At 63.0% G+C, this 17,369-nt stretch carries 18 protein-coding genes and 1 pseudogene; 10 read left to right on the top strand and 9 right to left on the bottom strand.

Going from position 1 to position 17,369, the window contains the following annotated elements; all coding sequences use genetic code 11:
- Nucleotides 1-208, top strand: a pseudogene (locus O7A61_RS11830) (LysR substrate-binding domain-containing protein); the annotation flags it as partial.
- Nucleotides 209-226: 18 nt separating this feature from the next.
- On the opposite strand, the gene der reads toward O7A61_RS11830, so the two are convergent.
- Nucleotides 227-1,657, bottom strand: a complete 1,431-nt coding sequence (gene der, locus O7A61_RS11835; RefSeq protein WP_337129935.1) for a ribosome biogenesis GTPase Der — start codon at nucleotides 1,655-1,657, stop codon at nucleotides 227-229.
- On the bottom strand, nucleotides 1,654-2,319 hold the full coding sequence (locus O7A61_RS11840; RefSeq protein ID WP_027142295.1) for a tetratricopeptide repeat protein: 666 nt from the start codon (nucleotides 2,317-2,319) through the stop codon (nucleotides 1,654-1,656). Before O7A61_RS11840 ends, der begins: the two co-directional genes overlap by 4 nt.
- 192 nt (nucleotides 2,320-2,511) lie before the next feature.
- Between O7A61_RS11840 and O7A61_RS11845 the strand changes: the two genes are divergently transcribed.
- Complete coding sequence (locus tag O7A61_RS11845) at nucleotides 2,512-3,519, top strand: polysaccharide deacetylase family protein (RefSeq protein WP_337129969.1); 1,008 nt, start codon at nucleotides 2,512-2,514, stop codon at nucleotides 3,517-3,519.
- 30 nt (nucleotides 3,520-3,549) lie between these two features.
- Here the strand turns inward: O7A61_RS11845 and sbmA are convergent, their stop codons facing one another.
- From sbmA to O7A61_RS11860, 3 genes are all read right to left on the bottom strand, one after another.
- The gene (gene sbmA, locus O7A61_RS11850) at nucleotides 3,550-4,809 is read right to left on the bottom strand and encodes a peptide antibiotic transporter SbmA (RefSeq protein ID WP_337129936.1); all 1,260 of its coding nucleotides are present in this window, start codon (nucleotides 4,807-4,809) and stop codon (nucleotides 3,550-3,552) included.
- 114 nt (nucleotides 4,810-4,923) lie between these two features.
- On the bottom strand, nucleotides 4,924-6,084 hold the full coding sequence (locus O7A61_RS11855) for a YbfB/YjiJ family MFS transporter (protein ID WP_337129937.1): 1,161 nt from the start codon (nucleotides 6,082-6,084) through the stop codon (nucleotides 4,924-4,926).
- A 72-nt stretch (nucleotides 6,085-6,156) separates the two neighbouring features.
- Nucleotides 6,157-6,381 carry a hypothetical protein gene (locus O7A61_RS11860; RefSeq protein WP_337107871.1) on the bottom strand — a complete coding sequence of 75 codons (225 nt, stop codon included), beginning with the start codon at nucleotides 6,379-6,381 and terminating at the stop codon, nucleotides 6,157-6,159.
- A gap of 95 nt (nucleotides 6,382-6,476) precedes the next feature.
- Here O7A61_RS11860 and O7A61_RS11865 point away from each other — a divergent pair, with 95 nt between their 5' ends.
- Genes O7A61_RS11865 through O7A61_RS11875 form a run of 3 tightly spaced genes read left to right on the top strand, consistent with a single transcriptional unit; the run spans nucleotide 6,477 to nucleotide 9,102 of the window.
- Entirely contained in the window at nucleotides 6,477-7,469 is a 993-nt protein-coding gene (locus O7A61_RS11865; protein ID WP_337129938.1) for a LysR substrate-binding domain-containing protein, read from the top strand.
- Complete coding sequence (locus O7A61_RS11870) at nucleotides 7,466-8,731, top strand: aminopeptidase (RefSeq protein ID WP_337129939.1); 1,266 nt, start codon at nucleotides 7,466-7,468, stop codon at nucleotides 8,729-8,731. The genes O7A61_RS11865 and O7A61_RS11870 overlap by 4 nt, the downstream gene beginning before the upstream one ends.
- 14 nt (nucleotides 8,732-8,745) lie before the next feature.
- On the top strand, nucleotides 8,746-9,102 hold the full coding sequence (locus tag O7A61_RS11875) for a DUF488 domain-containing protein (protein ID WP_140771668.1): 357 nt from the start codon (nucleotides 8,746-8,748) through the stop codon (nucleotides 9,100-9,102).
- A gap of 61 nt (nucleotides 9,103-9,163) precedes the next feature.
- Here the strand turns inward: O7A61_RS11875 and O7A61_RS11880 are convergent, their stop codons facing one another.
- From O7A61_RS11880 to O7A61_RS11890, 3 genes are all read right to left on the bottom strand, one after another.
- Entirely contained in the window at nucleotides 9,164-9,517 is a 354-nt protein-coding gene (locus tag O7A61_RS11880; protein ID WP_140771670.1) for an ArsC family reductase, read from the bottom strand.
- 116 nt (nucleotides 9,518-9,633) lie between these two features.
- The gene (locus O7A61_RS11885; RefSeq protein ID WP_140507905.1) at nucleotides 9,634-9,987 is read right to left on the bottom strand and encodes a nuclear transport factor 2 family protein; all 354 of its coding nucleotides are present in this window, start codon (nucleotides 9,985-9,987) and stop codon (nucleotides 9,634-9,636) included.
- A gap of 125 nt (nucleotides 9,988-10,112) precedes the next feature.
- Nucleotides 10,113-10,748 (bottom strand): 2'-5' RNA ligase family protein, encoded by a 636-nt coding sequence (locus O7A61_RS11890; protein ID WP_337129940.1) that lies wholly within the window; start codon nucleotides 10,746-10,748, stop codon nucleotides 10,113-10,115.
- Nucleotides 10,749-10,977: 229 nt separating this feature from the next.
- Between O7A61_RS11890 and O7A61_RS11895 the strand changes: the two genes are divergently transcribed.
- From O7A61_RS11895 to O7A61_RS11915, 5 genes are all read left to right on the top strand, one after another.
- Complete coding sequence (locus O7A61_RS11895; protein WP_337129941.1) at nucleotides 10,978-12,135, top strand: fumarylacetoacetate hydrolase family protein; 1,158 nt, start codon at nucleotides 10,978-10,980, stop codon at nucleotides 12,133-12,135.
- Between the two features lie 292 nt (nucleotides 12,136-12,427).
- A complete protein-coding gene (locus O7A61_RS11900) occupies nucleotides 12,428-13,363 on the top strand; it encodes a substrate-binding domain-containing protein (protein WP_023794606.1) in 936 nt (311 codons plus the stop codon).
- A 115-nt stretch (nucleotides 13,364-13,478) separates the two neighbouring features.
- Nucleotides 13,479-14,465 carry an ABC transporter permease gene (locus tag O7A61_RS11905; protein WP_337129942.1) on the top strand — a complete coding sequence of 329 codons (987 nt, stop codon included), beginning with the start codon at nucleotides 13,479-13,481 and terminating at the stop codon, nucleotides 14,463-14,465.
- 3 nt (nucleotides 14,466-14,468) lie between these two features.
- A complete protein-coding gene (locus O7A61_RS11910) occupies nucleotides 14,469-15,260 on the top strand; it encodes an ATP-binding cassette domain-containing protein (protein WP_337129943.1) in 792 nt (263 codons plus the stop codon).
- Between the two features lie 26 nt (nucleotides 15,261-15,286).
- Nucleotides 15,287-16,309 carry a LacI family DNA-binding transcriptional regulator gene (locus O7A61_RS11915; RefSeq protein WP_337129944.1) on the top strand — a complete coding sequence of 341 codons (1,023 nt, stop codon included), beginning with the start codon at nucleotides 15,287-15,289 and terminating at the stop codon, nucleotides 16,307-16,309.
- Nucleotides 16,310-16,624: 315 nt separating this feature from the next.
- Here O7A61_RS11915 and O7A61_RS11920 read toward each other — a convergent pair whose 3' ends face one another.
- The gene (locus tag O7A61_RS11920; protein ID WP_337129945.1) at nucleotides 16,625-17,215 is read right to left on the bottom strand and encodes a TetR/AcrR family transcriptional regulator; all 591 of its coding nucleotides are present in this window, start codon (nucleotides 17,213-17,215) and stop codon (nucleotides 16,625-16,627) included.
- Between the last annotated feature and the right edge of the window lie 154 nt (nucleotides 17,216-17,369).

A 17,369-nucleotide genomic window follows, 5' to 3' on the forward strand; every position in this document is an offset into this window, starting at 1 on the left:
CGACATCGGCCTGCCGGCGAATGTCAGGGCGCTCGCGCCCGGAGTGCTCGGGTTGCCGCCGCTGCCGAAGATGGCGCTGCACCTGCATCAGAAGGATGCCGAGCTCGATCCGGTCGCGGCCCGGCTGGCCGACATCCTGCTGCAATCGGCGTTCGAGGCGCTGCCTGAGGGCGCCGAGACGAAAGAGAACCTGCTGAAAGTCGCTTAAGCGTTGCCGAGCCGAGCTTCAGCGCTTCTTCGCCCTGCCAGCGAAGGGGTTGTCCGAAGTGCGCAGCGCGATGCGGATCGGCACGCCCGGCATGTCGAAGGCTTCGCGCAGGCTGTTGGATAGATAGCGGACATAGCTTTGCGGCATCGCGTCCGGCCGCGAGCACTGGACCACGAAGCCCGGCGGCCGCGTCTTGGCCTGGGTGACGTATTTGACCTTCAGCCGGCGCCCGGCAACGGCGGGCGGCGGATGATGTGTCAGGATGGCTTCGAGCCAGCGGTTGAGCTTGCCGGTCGAAACACGGCTGTTCCAGACCTTGTGCGTCTTCAGCACCGCATCCATCAGCTTGTCGAGGCCGCGTCCGGTCTCGGCCGAGACCGGCACGGCCTGGATGCCGCGCGCCTGCGGCAGCAGCCGCTCGGTCTTCTCGCGCAGTTCGGCCAACAGCTCCTGCGGGTTGTCGATGAGGTCCCATTTGTTGAAGGCGATCACCGGTGCCCGGCCCTCGCGGATGATCAGGTCGGCGATCTGCAGATCCTGCTTCTCGAAGGGAATGGTGGCGTCGAGCACGATGATGACGATCTCGGCGAAACGGATCGCGCGCAAGCCATCCTGCACCGACATCACTTCCAGCTTCTCGTGGATCCTGGCCTTGCGGCGCATGCCGGCCGTGTCGAACAGTTTTATGCGGCGGCCGCGCCAGTCCCAGTCGACGGAGATGGAATCGCGGGTGATGCCGGCTTCCGGTCCGGTCAGCAGCCGCTCCTCGCCGATCAGTGCATTGATCAGCGTCGACTTGCCGGCGTTAGGACGGCCAACGACGGCGATGCGCATCGGCTTGGTGTCGTCATAGGCCGGCTCAGCATCCGGATCGGCGATGTCCTCGCCGATCAGCACTTCGTTGGCGGCGGCTTCTTCGTCTTCGCCGTCCTCGTCTTCACCGAAGGTGCGCGCCTGGCCAAGCGCCTCGATCACGGCGTCGCGCAGGTCGGGCATGCCCTGGCCGTGCTCGGCCGAAACCGGGATCGGCTCGCCAAGCCCGAGCTCCCAGGCTTCCAGCATGCCGCCTTGCGCGCCGCGCGCCTCGGCCTTGTTGGCAACGAGGACGACCGGTTTGCCGGATTTGCGCACGATCTCGGCAAAGGTCCTGTCATCCGGCAACAGGCCGGACTTGGCGTCGATGGTGAAGAAGATCAGATCCGCCTCGCGGATGGCGATTTCGGTCTGCGCGCGCATGCGTCCCGGCAAGGTCGAAGCGCCGGCATCCTCGAAGCCCGCTGTGTCGATGACATCGAAATGCAGATCGTAAAGCTTGGCGGCATGGACACGGCGGTCACGGGTAACGCCCGGCGTGTCGTCGACAAGCGCCAGCTTCCTGCCCACCAGCCGATTGAAAAGCGTCGATTTGCCGACGTTAGGTCTGCCTATGATGGCGACTTTGAAGGTCACGATGCACTGCCCGACCCGCGGATCAACTCGGACATCAAGGTCGCCCGCTCTCGCGTGTTGCGCGGGGCGCCGTCATCGGAGGCGATCTGGTCGAACAGCTTCAGGGCGTCCTGGGTTTTGCCTTCCTTCCAGGCGGCAAGCCCGAGCGCCTCGCGCGCGCTGTGGCGCAGCGTGTTGGTGTCCGATGTCAGCGCCTCGACGCGGCTCGACACGTCGGCGAAGGAGCCGTGATCGACGAGCAGGAGCGCCGCCCTCAGCCGCGCCATGTCGCGCAGACCCTGGGGAATAGCGGTGTCGGCGGCGACATCGTCGAAATCCTTGACGGCGGCATCGACGTCGCCCTTGTTGGCCTTGACGGTCGCGGCGCGCATGCGGGCGAGCAGCGGATAGGCGCCGTAGCCATCCTTCTCCAGCTGAACGAGCGCGGCCAGCGCGTCATCGTTCTTGCCGTCATTGGCAAGCTTCAGCGCCTGCGAGAAGGCATCGCCGGAGCGGTTGGCACGAGTCTCGTCCCAATAGCGATAGCCGACGAAGGCGGCGGTACCGAGCACCACCAGGATGGCAATCACAAGCAAGGCCGGGCCGAAACGGTCCCACAGCTTCTGCGCCTGTTCGCGACGCATCTCGTCATTGACTTCGCGGATAAAACTGTCGTCGGACATCAATCAAACCATTCCTGCCCCGGGCCGGGGCGGTTCATGAGCCCGCGTTTTAGCGAAATTTTGTCGGCATGGAAGGGGTTCGAGCGGAAAATCGGCTATTGCCGGGGCAAACCCACGAAAACCCCAATCGCACCGGCGCCACATTTGCGCGATAGCCGGCTTGCCGACCATCCGGAGCCCGTAAATTTGCCGATCCCTTGTTTGTCCCGCATTGTTGCGTTCTCGCTTGCCTCGTTCGTCACCGCCGGCGCGGCCCTGGCCGATCCGCCCGCGCCACCAGCACCGGCAAGGCCGAAGCAGGTCGTCATCATCTCCTTCGACAGCGCGCGCGACATCTCGCAGTGGAAGCGCAGCAGGGCGCTGGCCCAGCGCACCGGCGCGCATTTTACTTATTTCCTGTCCTGCGTCTTCCTCCTGTCGCCCGAGACACGCGGCCAATATACCGCGCCGGGCAAGAGCGCGGGCAAATCCAACATCGGCTTTGCCGTCTCCAGGCAGGAAGTGGCCGAGCGGCTGGAACAGATCGGCCTCGCTGCCCACGAGGGCCACGACATCGCCAGCCACGTCTGCGGCCATTTCGACGGCAAGGACTGGACCAAGGCCGACTGGCTGAAAGAGTTCGGCTCCTTCGAGCACATTCTCGAGAACGCCTATGCGATCAACGGCATTGCGCCCGAACCCGAGGGCTGGCGTGATTTCGCGCGGCATGCGGTGGTGGGTTTCCGGGCCCCGTATCTGTCGACAGGCAAAGCGCTTTACGAGGCACTGCCGGCGGCCGGCTATCAATTCGACGCCAGCGGCGTTTCAAAGGGCCCTGCCCTGCCGCCGACCGTCGGCGGCATCACCCGTTTTTCCCTACCGCTAATCCCGGAGGGACCGACATCGCGGCCGGTGATCGCCATGGACTACAATCTCTATATCCGGCATTCCGGCGGCTTCGAGCGGCCGAGCAAGGCCGGCGAGTTCGCCGACCGGACCTATCAGGCGTTTCGCGCTGCGTTCGACGCACAATATCAGGGCAAGCGCATTCCGCTGGAACTCGGCTTCCACTTCACGCTGATGAATGACGGCGCCTACTGGAACGCGCTGGAACGCTTTGCCGGCGAGGTCTGCGTCAAATCAGATGTCGAATGCATCAGTTTTCGCGACTATGTTTCGCGGCAGGATGGCGTCCAAAAGCAGGCCTCGGTTGGCGATTGAACCGCCAACCCGTCTGTCGTCAGAGCATCCTCAAGCCGGATCTTCGGCGCCGTGCCTTGCCAGGTAGCGCTGATCGATATCCGGCAGCGGCTCACCCAGCAGCGTCGCCTCGAAGGCGCGCAGGCGTTTGTGCACGGACTGCAGTTCGACGATGGTCGACCAGGAGGTGAGCAGGAATTGCAGCGAACCCGTCACCTTGCCGAAGGCATTGGAGATCTGGTTCAGCGCACCGAATGTTATCTTGTGCGCGACCAGCGACGGACCCAGGATCAACAGCGAGAAAATATTGTCGGCCTGCAGGTAGGTGTACCGGACGACGTTGAAATAGATGTAGTGGAAATAGAGCCTGAAATAATTGTGCCGGACATTCGCGAACAGCTCGGCGGTGGTAGCAGGTTGCGCCCTGTCCGCATGATCCTCGCCATAGACCAGTTCCTTGCGGTAAGCGGCTTCGACGCGCTGGTTGCGGAATTGCAGCCCCGGAAGCTTCATGCCGGCAATCATCACCGAGATCGTGCCGAACAGACACCAGGCAAGTGCCGCGACCACCAATGGCTGCGGGATCGCGCCGACGATCGGCAGTTCGCTGATATGGGCCTGCAACTGGATCATGACCGGCAGGAAGGCGATCAGGGTCATGATCGACTGAACGAAGCTGGAACCGAGATCCTCCATGATCTGAGAGAACCGCATCGTATCTTCCTGGATACGCTGCGAGGCGCCCTCGATATGGCGCAGCCTGCTCCAGTTCTCGATAAAGTAATTGTTCATGGCCGTGCGCCAGCGGAAGATCCAGTGGCTGACGATGAAGGCGTTGACCACCTGCACGTTCATGCCGACCAGCGCCAACCATGAGAAGTCGGCCAATCCGATATAAAACTCCGCGTTCGTCGACTTTCCGGTCCCCGACATCAACCCCTGTACATAGTCAAAGAACGGACCGTACCAGGCGTTGACGGCCACGCTGACCTGCACATTGAAATAGATGAAGAACAGGATGACCGCCGTCATCAGGATCGACCAGCGCTGCCATGGATGCGGCGAATACCAGCTCCAGAACGCATAGAAGATGGCCACGCACAGCGCGAAATAGAAATAAAACCAGATGAACGGTTTCGACGCCAGCACGGCGATACCGATGATGGGCGCCGCATCGGCGGCTGCCGGCGGAAGACCCACAAGCCCCCCCAATTGCTCCCCGCCGAAAAACCAGAACAGGATTGCCGCAAGGCTCCAGATGGCGGCCGAAGAGAAGAAGAGCTTCGGCTGCGGGAAGAAGGATACGAACACTGTGGCGAATTCCTCGATCTATGCGCAAATCAGGTGGGTTCGGCGGGCATAAAGTCACACATTAGGGGGAAAGAAAATGCCTGCCCGATCTCAGGCGCGGAGCAAGACGGCAAATCATGGCGATTTTGGCGCAGCCGACCATGTGACGGCGCCGGAGACGACCAGGACGGCCGCGGCGACGATGGAGGCGAGGAAGAAATCGCCCGACGCTTGCGCCAGAAGCCCGGCCGCGATCGGGCCGATGATCTGGCCAAGACCGAAGGAGGCGGTCATCAGGGCAAAGACGCGCCGGGGCGACCCTGACGCCTGCTGCCGCGCCGCCTGCAGACCAAGTGCCGTGATGGCAATGAAGGTGCCGCCGAGCAGCACGCCCCCAAGCAGCGGCCCCGTGCGCCCGCCGGCGGCGACGCTCGCGGTAACGCCGACAACTTCGACGAAGCATCCCAAGGCATAGGCGGCATAGAGCCCGATCCGCGCCGCTATCTTCTGCCACAGCCAGACCGAAGGGAAACCGGCAAGGCCGGCAACCATCCACACCACGGCCTCGAAGACGCGGCTGCCGCCGCCTTGCCGGACAATGGCGACGAGGAAGGTCGCCGTCACCACATAGCCGAAACCGAACAGGCCATAGGCGACGATCACCTTGATCAGCGACCGGTCTTTTGGCAGCGCCGGTTCAGGGAGGGCTTCGCCATTGGTGAGCGGACCCTGGTTCGCCAGCAGCGCCACGGCGACGAAGCCGCAAGCCGAAATCGCACCTGACCACAGCCAGCCCTGCGCCCAGCCGGCGTGATCCGTGACCAGTACGGCCATCATCGCCGCCGATATCGCGATGCCGAGGCCAACGCCGCCGAAATGCCAGGCCTGCAGGTCGCCGCGCCCGGCCGCAGCGATATGGCTGAAAACGATGCTGGCCATGAACACCATGACGAAGGCGCTCGCCAGACCGGCCAGAAAACGGATGGCGAGAAAGGCGACCATGGTGTCGGTCAACCCCATCAGGGCGGCCAGCATGGCGCTGGCACCGAGGGCGACGAGCATCAGCAAACGCTCGCGTCCATGCGCCCAGTTGCCCGCCGCCGCCAACGCGCCGACGAGGTAGCCGAGATAGTTGGCCGAGGCGATCCAGCCGGCATCGGCCGGCGACAGATGCAGTTCCTCCATCATGCCGGGCAGGATCGGCGTGTAGACGAAGCGGCCGATGCCCATGGCGACGGCCATGGCGATCATGCCGGCGAAGGCGTAACGCAGCGCTGTCGATTGGGGCGAAGTCATTGCAGTGCACAATAAATGTGCGGGCGGGTGAAACAATCCGCCTTATGTTGGGCCAGGGCCCTGATCGCACGCTCAGCAGCGCCCGCCGAAACCGGCGCTCAGTGAAACGGTCTCATGCACGGTCCGGCGCGCGGTCAAGCGGAACGGCACATCACCGAGCTCGCGCTCCGACATAGCGTCAAGCGCCGGATGCGCAAGCGGGTCGGTCAACCACCTCAGCGTATCGATGTCGCAGCGCGTATCGTCGGAAGAAGTGGCGGCGAACAGGACCTTCAGCGACGACAATATCCTCAACATTTCCGGCTCCCGGGAGGTTCTCCCATCGATAAAGTCAGCCGTTTCGGCGAGTCTTTCAATTGAGATTTCGGCCGGATCGGTTTAGAAAATCTCAAATGGTCATGCTCAACCGCGTTCATCTCAACGGCCTTCGCGCCGTGGAAACCGTCGCCCGTCTCGGTTCGCTCGCGAGCGCCGCCGGCGAACTCAATGTTTCCGTCAGTGCCGTCAGCCAGCAGATCAGCCGCACCGAAAAACAGCTCGGCCAGGCACTGTTCGAGCGCACGACGAGCGGTCTCGTGCTGACCGAATTCGGCGCCGTCCTCGCGGCCCGCCTTGGCGCTGGATTTCGCGAGCTTGCCCAGGCCGTGGCACTGGCCGACGAGGCGACCCAATGCACATTGGTCGTTTCGGCGGCACCGGCCTTCGCCTCCAAATGGCTGTTGCCACGGCTGTCGCGGCACTTCGACCGGCATCCCAACGTATTGTTGCGCATCGATGCCTCGGTGCGGCTGGCCAATCTCGATCGCTCGGACGTCGACATCGCCATCCGTCTTGGCGACGGCAAATGGCCGGGCGGAAAGGCGGAGCTGCTTTTGGCGCAGGAAGTCTTCCCGGTCTGCGCGCCTGGCATTGCAAGAAAACTGAAGTCGATCGGCGACCTGGCGCAGACCTGCGCCATCACCGACGAGCGGGCGATGATCAACTGGGAAAGCTGGTTCGCGGCCGCCGGCGTTCAACCCGTCACCTTCCAGAAAGGCGCGCGCTTCACCGACCCGATGCTGTGCCTGGAATCAGCAATCGCCGGCCATGGCGTGATGCTGGGCTGGCAATTGCTGACGGCCGATGCGCTGGCCGACGGGCGGCTGGTGGCACCGTTCGGAATCCGCGCCCAGAGCGGACTCGGCTACTGGCTGGTGACCTCCACCACCAAGGCCGAGAGCCGCAAGGTCCGGGACTTCAAAATCTGGATCAAGGAAGAGATCGCGGCGACGATGGCGCAGTTCGGATCGTCGGTCGGGGGGCCCAGCGGCGCGATCGTGGTGGAAAGCAACGCGGCACCGGTCTATGTTCAATCAGACATCCCACTACGACAGGCAGGATCATGACCACACATTCGCGCGGCGTTTCCGCAACGATCGACCCGGTGAAGCTCGACAGGCTGGCGGAGGTCGCCATCAAGGTCGGGCTGCAATTGCAGCCCGGACAGGATTTGGTGCTGACATCGTCGATCGCGGCACTACCGCTAACCAGGCGCATCGTCGAGCATGCCTACAAGGCCGGCGCGGGGCTGGTGACGCCGATCTTCAACGATGACGAGATGACGCTGGCGCGCTACCGTTTTGGCGCCGACGCCGGCTTCGACCGCGCCGCCGGCTGGCTCTATGAAGGCATGGCGAAGGCCTTTTCCAACAATGCGGCCAGGCTTGCCGTACGCGGCGAGGATCCGTCGCTGCTGTCGGCGCAGGACCCGGCGAAGGTGGCGCGCGCCAACAAGGCCAATTCGATGGCCTACCAGCCGGCGCTGGAGAAGATCACCGGCTTCGACATCAACTGGAACATCGTCGCCTATCCGGATCTGGCCTGGGCAAAACAGGTGTTTCCGGGCGAGCCCGACGATGTCGCCGTGGCGAAGCTGGCGGACGCCATCTTCTCCGCTTCGCGCGTCGACGTCGAGGATCCGATCGGCAACTGGAAGGCGCATAACGCAGCGTTAGCCGAGCGCACCAAATGGCTGAACGAGCATAACTTCCATTCGCTGCATTTTGCCGGACCGGGCACCGACCTGACGGTCGGGCTGGCGGATGGCCATGAGTGGATGGGCGGCGCCTCGACCGCCAAGAACGGCATCACCTGCAATCCCAACATCCCGACCGAGGAGGTCTTCACCACGCCGCATGCGAGGCGGGTCGAGGGCCATGTCTCTTCGACCAAGCCGCTGTCCTACCAGGGCACGCTGATCGACGACATCTCGGTGCGCTTCGAGGAAGGCAGGATCGTCGACGCCAAGGCTTCGAAAGGCGAGGACGTGCTGAAGAAAGTGCTCGACACCGACGAAGGCGCGCGCCGCCTCGGCGAGGTGGCACTGGTGCCGCATTCCTCGCCGATCTCGGCCAGCGGCCTGTTGTTCTTCAACACGCTGTTCGATGAAAACGCCGCCTGCCATATCGCGCTCGGCCAGTGCTATTCGAAGTGCTTCGTCGACGGCGCCTCGCTCAGCCAGGACGAAATCGCGGCGCGCGGCGGCAACAAGAGCTTCATCCACATCGACTGGATGATCGGGTCGGACAAGATCGACATTGACGGCGTCGCCAGGGATGGCAGCCGCGTGCCGGTGATGCGCAAGGGCGAGTGGGCCCAAGGGCTGTAGCCAGCGGAGGTGTGATGGCCTTCGACATCGCGGTCAAGCGCGTCTATGAAGCACCCGGGAAGGACGATGGCCAGCGGGTGCTGGTGGATCGGATATGGCCGCGCGGCGTCGCCAAGAAGGATGCGGCGCTGGCGCTGTGGCTCAAGGAGATCGCGCCGAGCGACGAACTGCGCAAATGGTTCGGGCATGAGCCGGCGCGCTGGGCGGAATTCCAGAAGCGGTATCGTGGCGAGCTGGATGGGAATGAAAAGGCGGTGGCGCAATTGCGCGCCCTGCTCGGCGACGGCAAGGTGACGCTGCTCTATGGCGCCCACGACGAAGCGCATAACAACGCCGTGGCGCTGGCGGGGTATTTGCGAGCCCACGCATAACATCGAGGCGCCGGCGGGACAGAGGGGGCGCGAAGGATCGCGGCGGGGGTGAGAGTCGGTTCTACTTCCCGCCCACCGCCCCTTCATAAACATCCGGCTTGAACCCGACGAGGATACTGTCGCCGACTTCCAGCACCGGACGCTTGATCATCGTCGGCCTGGCCAGCATCAGCGCTTTCGCCTTCTTCTCGTCGAGGCCTTGCCTGTCCGCCTCCGGCAGTTCGCGAAATGTCGTGCTGCCCTTGTTGAGCAGCTTTTCCCAACCGACCTTGCCGACCCAGCCATTCAACCTGTCTGCCTCGATCCCTTCCGCGCGATAGTCGTGGAACCGATAGGCAACGTCATGGCTCTCCAGCCAGACGCGCGCCTTCCTGATCGTGTCGCAGGTGGTGATGCCGTACATGGTGATCGTCAAAGCGTGGTCCTCTGGCTGACAGTCGAATCCGCCCACAGCCTAAAACCGCCCTTCCCGCTTTGCCAGCAAATCGTAGGCGCGAAGTGGGCCGGAACCGATCGTTCCGGCCCGGTAGCTCAATAGTAGAATCGCTCTTCGGTGATCTTGCCGTTCTTGACCGTGTAAAGGCCGACCTCATCCATGGTGACACGCTGGCCCGTGGCCTTGGGCGTTATGTCAAACGTGAAGCGCACCGCGAACTGGTCACCATTGACATAGGGACCCTCGACCGAGCCGCCATGGACTTCGTTGTTCTCTTGCCACCACCGGCTCTTCTCCTTGAGAGCCGCTTTGCCGTGGCTGACGGCCATCGGCCCCTCCATGGCTTCGTAGCTGGCGATATCGTCGGCATTGTACTTCTCGGCAGCGCCTTCATTGTCGCCCTGCTTGAGAAGCTCGGTGAAATCCTTGGCAATTTCCGCTGTGGTCATTTGTGTTCCTCCTGTTCAGACCCATTGCAAAATAGGGAACCGCCTGCTGGCCGACCATTGCCGGACCGTTCGATAGCTGACATGGCGCTGTCAGGATGGGTGCGCGCGGGCACGATGACCAACCCCTAGATCGCGGGCCGGGCATCGTCCTTGCCGTTCAGTTCCCAACGCCCGTGCACTCTGTAGGCACGCTTCCGAATAAGACTGTGGACCAGCACAAAATCCCGTACAGTCCAGCCGACCGGATCGATTGATCGTTCGCGTATCCTGGGAACACGCACTTCGTCGCGAAGCAATGTGAGGTGCGGTTCGATGGATTTCGTAACGAAAGGCTTCAGCGGACTGTCGGAAATCACCGCGGTGAGATCACGCCAGAACGTCTGCAGCGCCGGATTGCCGTCGCTGCTACGCAGAACCAGAGCACCACCACCAAAAGCCGCCAACCGATTGAAGGAAACCTCGAAAGGTTTTGCAACGATCATCGAGCCTATATGCCGCGCGATTTCAACCAGCTCTTCTGGAAATTCATGATGGTCGCCGAGACCGACGAGCGAGATATGGATGTGCTTTTCCGGAACGAACCGACCCTGTAGTTCGAACTCTCCACTTAAGGCGACAGCCTTTCGCGCGACCATGGCCGCGGTCGCACTCTCAGCAAGGATAGCGAAGAATATTCGATTATGAAAATGTCGCTCGGCCTCCTCCCATCGGAAAAAGGTCTGGCCGTTCCTTGCTGTCCCGAATGCAGGCTGCCCACTCACAACTGATCTCGTCCGGCACTTGTATCCGATCGCCCAATCTAGAACAAAACAGGAACAAATTCAAGTATGGAATGCCGTAGGTCGAAGCGTCGTCGCCGCAGTCGCAAATCGGTCTCTCACAGACAACGCGGCAAGTGGACCACCCAAAGGGGGATAGACCTTTGGCAGGAATCCGGTGAAAGTGCCGCGCCAATCCGGCAAACCGCAGCGATGACCGAGGACCGCCCGCATGACCAACCCGACACATCTGCCCGCAGAAGGCCTGTTTGTCGGGCGCGCCAGGAGCGGCGATGTCTCGCATCCCATGGTGGTTGTCGTGCGTGACGGGACCGTCTTCGACATCACGTCGAGCGCGGCGCCCACGGTGCGCGACGTTTGCGAATTGGCTGATCCGGCCGGCCATGTGCGTTCGGCCAAGGGCACGCCGGTCGGCCTGCTCGACGACATCGCGGCCAACAGTTTCGAAGCCACGCGCGATCCGGCAAAACCCTTTCTGCTGTCTCCGGTCGACCTGCAGGCGATCAAGGCATCCGGCGTCACTTTCGTCGTTAGCCTGCTCGAACGGGTGATCGAGGAACAGGCGCGCGGCTCGGCGGAAAAGGCCGACGCTATCCGCGCCGACATTGCCGGCCTGATCGGCCATGACTTGTCGAAGCTCAAGCCCGGTTCGCCCGAGGCGATGGAAATCAAGGCCAAGCTGATTTCGCGCGGCGCCTGGTCGCAATATCTGGAAGTGGGCATTGGGCCCGATGCCGAGATCTTCACCAAGTGCCAGCCCATGGCCTCGGTCGGCTTCGGCGCCGATGTCGGCCTCCACCCGGTGTCGACCTGGAACAATCCGGAGCCGGAGATCGCCATGATCGCCGCCTCAAGCGGCAGGATCGTCGGCGCTACCATCGGCAACGATGTCAATCTGCGCGACGTCGAAGGGCGCTCGGCGCTGCTGCTCGGCAAGGCCAAGGACAACAACGCCTCGGCCTCGCTTGGCCCTTTCATCCGGTTGTTCGACGACACGTTCTCCATCGCCGATGTGAAGCAGGCCGTCGTGCGCCTGAAGGTCGAGGGCGAGGACGGATTTTCGCTGGAGGGCGCAAGCTCGATGGCCGAGATCAGCCGTTCGCCGGAGGAGCTGGTTGCGGCGGCCATGGGGCCGCACCACCAGTATCCGGACGGGCTGGCGCTCTATCTCGGCACGATGTTCGTGCCGTCGAAGGATCGCGGCGAAAAGGGCAAAGGGTTCACGCACAAGGTCGGCGACATCGTCACCATCTCGTCGGAAAAATTCGGCGCGCTGGTCAACCGCGTGCGGCTGTCGCCCGATTGCCCGCACTGGACCTACGGCGCCAGCCATTTGATGCGTGACCTCGCCAAGGCCGGCCTGCTCTAACCGGCTCTTCGGGGGCTTTCGCCCCAAGTGACCGCCCAAACTGGCCAGGACAGTCCGCCCGGCTGAGCCTCGGCGACAATCATTCGGCTGCCTGGAAAAAATCATCCCAACTGATGCGATCTGATGGGGTCGTTGATGGCGCCCCGTCAGGCGCCAACTACATCTGCAGATGGAGGCTTGCCATCCGTCGAAAAAGGGAATGCTCTTAGGCATCCGAGCGGCGCTGGCAAAAGACGCAATCCGGCTGAAGCCGGAACAAGGGACGGATCATCTTCAACCGGGAGGAAATCAAATGCTGACGAGATTAAGACTTGTGCTCTACGGCCTGCTGATCGCGCTGACGGTCATTCCGGCAGCCGCGCAGGCCAAGACGTTCTACTGGATTTCACATGGCGGACCGGCCGACCCAGTCTGGACCTACTTCCTCGCCGGCGCCAAGCAATGGGCCAAGGACACCGGCAACACCGTCAACACCTCGTTCCACAATGGAGACGTCGCCTCGCAGCAGGAAGCGGTGCGCGCCGCCCTTTCGGCCAAGGCCGACGGCATCGTCACCACCAGCCCCGACCCGGGCAGCCTTGTCGAGATCGTCAAGGAAGCGCGCGCGGCCAACGTCCCGATCATCAACTTCAACACGCCCGATCCCAAGGCCAATTTCAACGCCTATGTCGGCGGCGACAACGTCACCTTCGGCAAGCATTGGGCGCAGTACCTGGTCGACAAGGGCCTGGTGAAGAAGGGCGACTTCGTCTGGATGCCGGTCGAGATTCCCGGCGCCACCTACGGCGTGCAGGAAGAGGAAGGCATCAAGAGCGTCTTCGGACCGCTCGGCATCACTTATGAAGTGACCGAAGCGACGCTCGACCAGGCCGAGGTGATCAACCGCATGGTCGACTACCTCACCGCCCATAAGGGCAAGGTCAAAGCCATCATCGGCCTGGGCGACCTGGTCACCGGTTCGATCAAGCGCGTGTTCGACCAGGTCGGTGTCAAGCCGGGCGAAATCCCGGTCGTCGGCTGGGGCAACTCGCTCGACACCACCCAGGAAGTGCTGAACGGCTATGTCAATGCCGGCCAGTGGCAGGACCCGCAGGCGACCAGCTATGTGGCGCTGTCGCTCGCCAACATGGCGGCCAGCGGCATTCCTCCGGGCTTCAACGTCATCACCGGCGCGCTCTACGAGAAGGACACCGCGGCGGTCTACGACAAGATCCTGTCCGGCAAATAATCCGCGATTGCTGGCGCCGCGCATCTCGTGCGGCGCCAGATACCTTCATGGCCGCGGTATGTCCACCCGATGCGGTGGTGGTCGCGGCCCGTTCCAACCATGTCGCGGGTTCCCAGTGGAAAATCATTCGCTCACTCAACGCCTGATCGCGCGGCCGGAATTCGGACCCTTCGTTCTGCTCATCGTCGAGATCGCCGTTTTCTGGGGTTTCAACCACGACTTCCTGTCACCGCAGAACATCTCCAACACGCTGGCCTTCACAGTCGAACTCGGCCTGATCGCGCTGGCGATGACGCTGCTGATGACGTCGGGCGAATTCGACCTTTCCGTCGGATCCCTGTTCGGCTTCTCGCCTGTGCTGATGTGGACGCTGTTCAATGCCGGCGTCACCTCGCTGGAGATGGGCTTCGTCGTCGCGCTGGTGGTTGCCGCCTTGATCGGCCTGGTCAATGGCTGGTTCGTCACGCAGCTCAAGATCCCGTCCTTCCTGGTGACGCTCGGCATGCTCCTGGTGGTGCGCGGCAGCGCGCTTTTCATCACCGACGGGTTTCCGCAGCGCACCTGGAGCGCCGAGGGCAGCTGGCTGGCGGAGGCGCTGGTCGGCGACTTCTTCATCGGGCCGTTCCGCATCTACATGTCGCTCTTCTGGTTCATCGCCGCGGCGATCGCGCTCGGCTATGTCTTGACGCAAAGCCGGACCGGCAACTGGATCCAGGCGGCGGGCGGCAATCCCAACGCGGCGCGCGCCCGCGGCGTCAATGTCAACGGCGTCAAGGTCGGTCTGTTCGTCCTGTCGTCGCTCATGGCCTCGCTTGCCGGCGTCATCTCCTCGCTGCGCACATCCGCCGCCAACCCCAACAGCGGCACCGGCTATGAGCTCGAGGTGATCGCCATGGTGGTGATCGGCGGAACGGCGCTGACCGGCGGGCGCGGCACCATCATCGGCACCGTGCTCGGCATCCTGATCCTGCGCGTGATGCGCAACGGCATCGTGCTGATCGGCGTGCCCGGCCTTGCCTACAACATCTTCATCGGCGCGATCATCCTTGGCATGATGGCGTTGCATTCATGGCTGGAACGCCGGCACCAGGCGGGGACTTGAATCATGGCCGAGCCACTGATCCGCATGCAGAACATCCGCAAATCCTATGGCCGCGTGCAGGCGCTGGTGGACGCCAATTTCCATGTCAACGAGCGTGAGATCGTCGGCCTGCTGGGCGACAATGGCGCCGGCAAATCGACGCTGATCAAGGTTCTCTCCGGCGCGGTGCCGCTGACCAGCGGCGACATCTTCATCCGCGGCAAGAAGGTCACCTTGCGCAGCACCAGCGACGCCATCGCCCAGGGCATCGAGACCATCTACCAGGACTCCGCCCTGGTCACGCAATTGTCGATCGCGCGCAACCTGTTCCTGGGGCGTGAACCGATCAAGCCGCCGCGCTTCCTCAACCGCATGGACCAGGAGGCCATGAACACGGTCGCCCGCGACCTGCTCAAACAGGTCGGCATCTCCAAGAACATCCCGCCGACGACGCCGATCGGCTCGCTCTCCGGCGGCGAGCGCCAGGCGGTCGCGATCGCGCGCGCCATGCATTTCGACAGCGACCTGATCATTCTCGACGAGCCGACCAACAATCTCGGCGTCGCGGAGACGCAAGGCGTGCTGAGCTTCGTGCGCAACGCCCGCGATTCCGGCCACTCCTGCATCTTCATCGCGCACAACATCCACCATGTCTTCCAGGTGGTCGACCGCATCGTCGTCATGCGCAGGGGCAAGGTGGTCGCCGACGACATCGATCCGAAGACGACGACCGTGACTGAAGTCGAGCGCATCATCACCGGCATGTCGGACAAGGACATTCGCGACGCTCTCGCCGACGGCAAGCCGGGGCACTGAGGGGCATCGACGCATAGGGTCGCGGTATGAAGGCCACCGTCTCCGACATCGCCAGGAACTGCGGGCTGTCGACCGCAACGGTCGACAGGGTGCTCAACAATCGGCCCGGAGCGAGTGCCGCCAACCGGCAACGCGTCATGGAGGCCGCCAAGCAGCTCGGCTATCTGCCGGTCGCGGACCAGGTGACGCTTCCCTCGAAACCCGCAAACCTCGAATTCTTCCTGCCGATCGGCAGCAACGCCTTCATGCAGGACCTGGCAAAGCATATCGAGGACTACGCATCGCGCCTGCCGCTTGTGGCGTCCTGCCGGATCCACAATCTTGCCGGCATCTCGCCCAATGCCCTGCAGGCAGCGGTCGAAAAGCTGTCGCTGCGCGCCAACGGCGTCGGTGTCATCGCGGTCGATCACCCCAGGACACGCAATATCCTGCGCGACATGGTCGAGGCCGGCATCCGCCTGGTGACGCTGGTGTCCGATATTCCGGCCGCACCCCGCTCGGCCTATGTCGGAATCGACAACCGGGTAGCCGGACGGACGGCGGCACTTTTGATGGGACGCTTGCTGGGCGACCGCGAGGGGCAGCTGGCGATGGTCGTCGGCTCGCGCTCCTATCGCGGCCATGAAGAGCGCGAGATGGGCTTCCGCTCCGTGCTTGGCGAGGAGTTTCCCAATCTCACTGTCAGCAGCGCCGTCGAGATCAACGACGAGCCCGATGCCAGCTATGCGGAAACCATGAAGGCGTTGCGCAACGAACCGGAACTGCTCGGCATCTATTGCGTCGGCGCCGGGCGCTCCGGCATTGCCAAGGCGATCCGCGAAGCCAGGCCCAACCGCAAGCCGGTGTTCATCTGCCACGACCTGACAAGGGAGACACGCGGCTATCTCGTCGACGACCTCGCCGACGTCGTCATCGATCAGAACGCCAGGCTGATCGCGGAGCAGTCGGTGATCCAACTGCTCGGCTCGATCGCATCGTCGGCGCCTTATCTCACGCGCAAATTCATCGAGCCGCGACTGATTTTCAGGGAAAACGTGCCGGTGCAGTGAGGTCGCATTTACCGAATTCACGCGGCGCCACGGCAAATCTGCACAGCAGCTATGCACAATTCATTGTTGCCGAATCATTGGGCAATTCGTAGTTTCTGGTTGTCGGCCATCTACTCCTCCCAGATGCGATGCCGACCCTGAATGGGGTGCACCTCCTCCCGCACCACATTCGAAATCGAGCCCGCTGCCACCTCCTCCCGGCAGCGGGCTTTTTTCGTTCTGATCCGCAGCAATTACGACGCCGCCGCGCCAAAAGCGTGCGGTCCGGTCCGTCCGGGTCACGCAATCGCATAGACGTTGGCAGTCCGGCAGACGTCAGCCTGCCGCAGGGGCCCTGAAGGAAACGATCAACCCTTCGGCCATACGCACGAACTGCGTGCTCGGGCCCTCGGCACCGACGGTCTGCACGCTGACGCGCGCACCTTCAAACAGCAGCGACAGCGTATCGGCGAGAAGTTCGGCCTGACCGATTCCGGCATCCCGGCAGAGCCCGACCAGGCGTTCGCGCTGGGCTTCCTTGAGTTCCTTGATCACGCGCCTTGCCGGGTGATCGGGTTCGGTCAGTTCGGCGGCGGCGTTGGCCATATCGCAGCCGCGGCCGTCGGTGTTGAGCATGGCAGCGGCCTTGCGGACCCAGGCATGAAGCTGGGCGAGTTTGTCGCCCGGATGCTCGGCCTCGAACGTTTCCCACATCGCGCCGGCTTTCAACGCATTGGCGCGCAGGCATTCGACGATCAGTTCGTCCTTGGATTCGAAGTGACGATAGAGCGTCATCTTGTTCGTGCCGGCAGCCTCGGTGATGGCGTCGACGCCGACGCCTTTGATGCCGTGCTTGTGGAACATGTCACGCGCCGTCTCCAGGATCCGATCCCGGGGACGAGAGCGCTCCACGACGCCGTCTGTCATCATGATCTCCTTTTCGTTTCCAAAAAATCCTCGGCCACCTCTTGACTGGGGTGTTACCGGTCTGTAACTTCCAGAATGTTACTTACTGGTAACACCTATAACGTCCGTCGTCAATAACAAGGTCGTGAACTGGTCCTACCAGATCGAGATGGAC

This window comes from Mesorhizobium sp. Cs1321R2N1, from assembly GCF_037179725.1.
GTDB lineage: Bacteria > Pseudomonadota > Alphaproteobacteria > Rhizobiales > Rhizobiaceae > Mesorhizobium > Mesorhizobium salmacidum.

Excerpts from the sequence above, each read along its gene's own strand:
- O7A61_RS11855 (WP_337129937.1), bottom strand. The coding sequence starts at position 6,084 with ATGACTTCGCCCCAATCGACAGCGCTGCGTTACGCCTTCGCCGGCATG.
- O7A61_RS11920 (WP_337129945.1), bottom strand. The coding sequence starts at position 17,215 with ATGACAGACGGCGTCGTGGAGCGCTCTCGTCCCCGGGATCGGATCCTG.
- O7A61_RS11840 (WP_027142295.1), bottom strand. The coding sequence starts at position 2,319 with ATGTCCGACGACAGTTTTATCCGCGAAGTCAATGACGAGATGCGTCGC.
- O7A61_RS11870 (WP_337129939.1), top strand. The coding sequence starts at position 7,466 with ATGACCACACATTCGCGCGGCGTTTCCGCAACGATCGACCCGGTGAAG.
- O7A61_RS11900 (WP_023794606.1), top strand. The coding sequence starts at position 12,428 with ATGCTGACGAGATTAAGACTTGTGCTCTACGGCCTGCTGATCGCGCTG.
- O7A61_RS11875 (WP_140771668.1), top strand. The coding sequence starts at position 8,746 with ATGGCCTTCGACATCGCGGTCAAGCGCGTCTATGAAGCACCCGGGAAG.
- O7A61_RS11910 (WP_337129943.1), top strand. The coding sequence starts at position 14,469 with ATGGCCGAGCCACTGATCCGCATGCAGAACATCCGCAAATCCTATGGC.
- O7A61_RS11915 (WP_337129944.1), top strand. The coding sequence starts at position 15,287 with ATGAAGGCCACCGTCTCCGACATCGCCAGGAACTGCGGGCTGTCGACC.
- O7A61_RS11860 (WP_337107871.1), bottom strand. The coding sequence starts at position 6,381 with ATGTTGAGGATATTGTCGTCGCTGAAGGTCCTGTTCGCCGCCACTTCT.
- O7A61_RS11895 (WP_337129941.1), top strand. The coding sequence starts at position 10,978 with ATGACCAACCCGACACATCTGCCCGCAGAAGGCCTGTTTGTCGGGCGC.
- O7A61_RS11885 (WP_140507905.1), bottom strand. The coding sequence starts at position 9,987 with ATGACCACAGCGGAAATTGCCAAGGATTTCACCGAGCTTCTCAAGCAG.
- O7A61_RS11865 (WP_337129938.1), top strand. The coding sequence starts at position 6,477 with ATGGTCATGCTCAACCGCGTTCATCTCAACGGCCTTCGCGCCGTGGAA.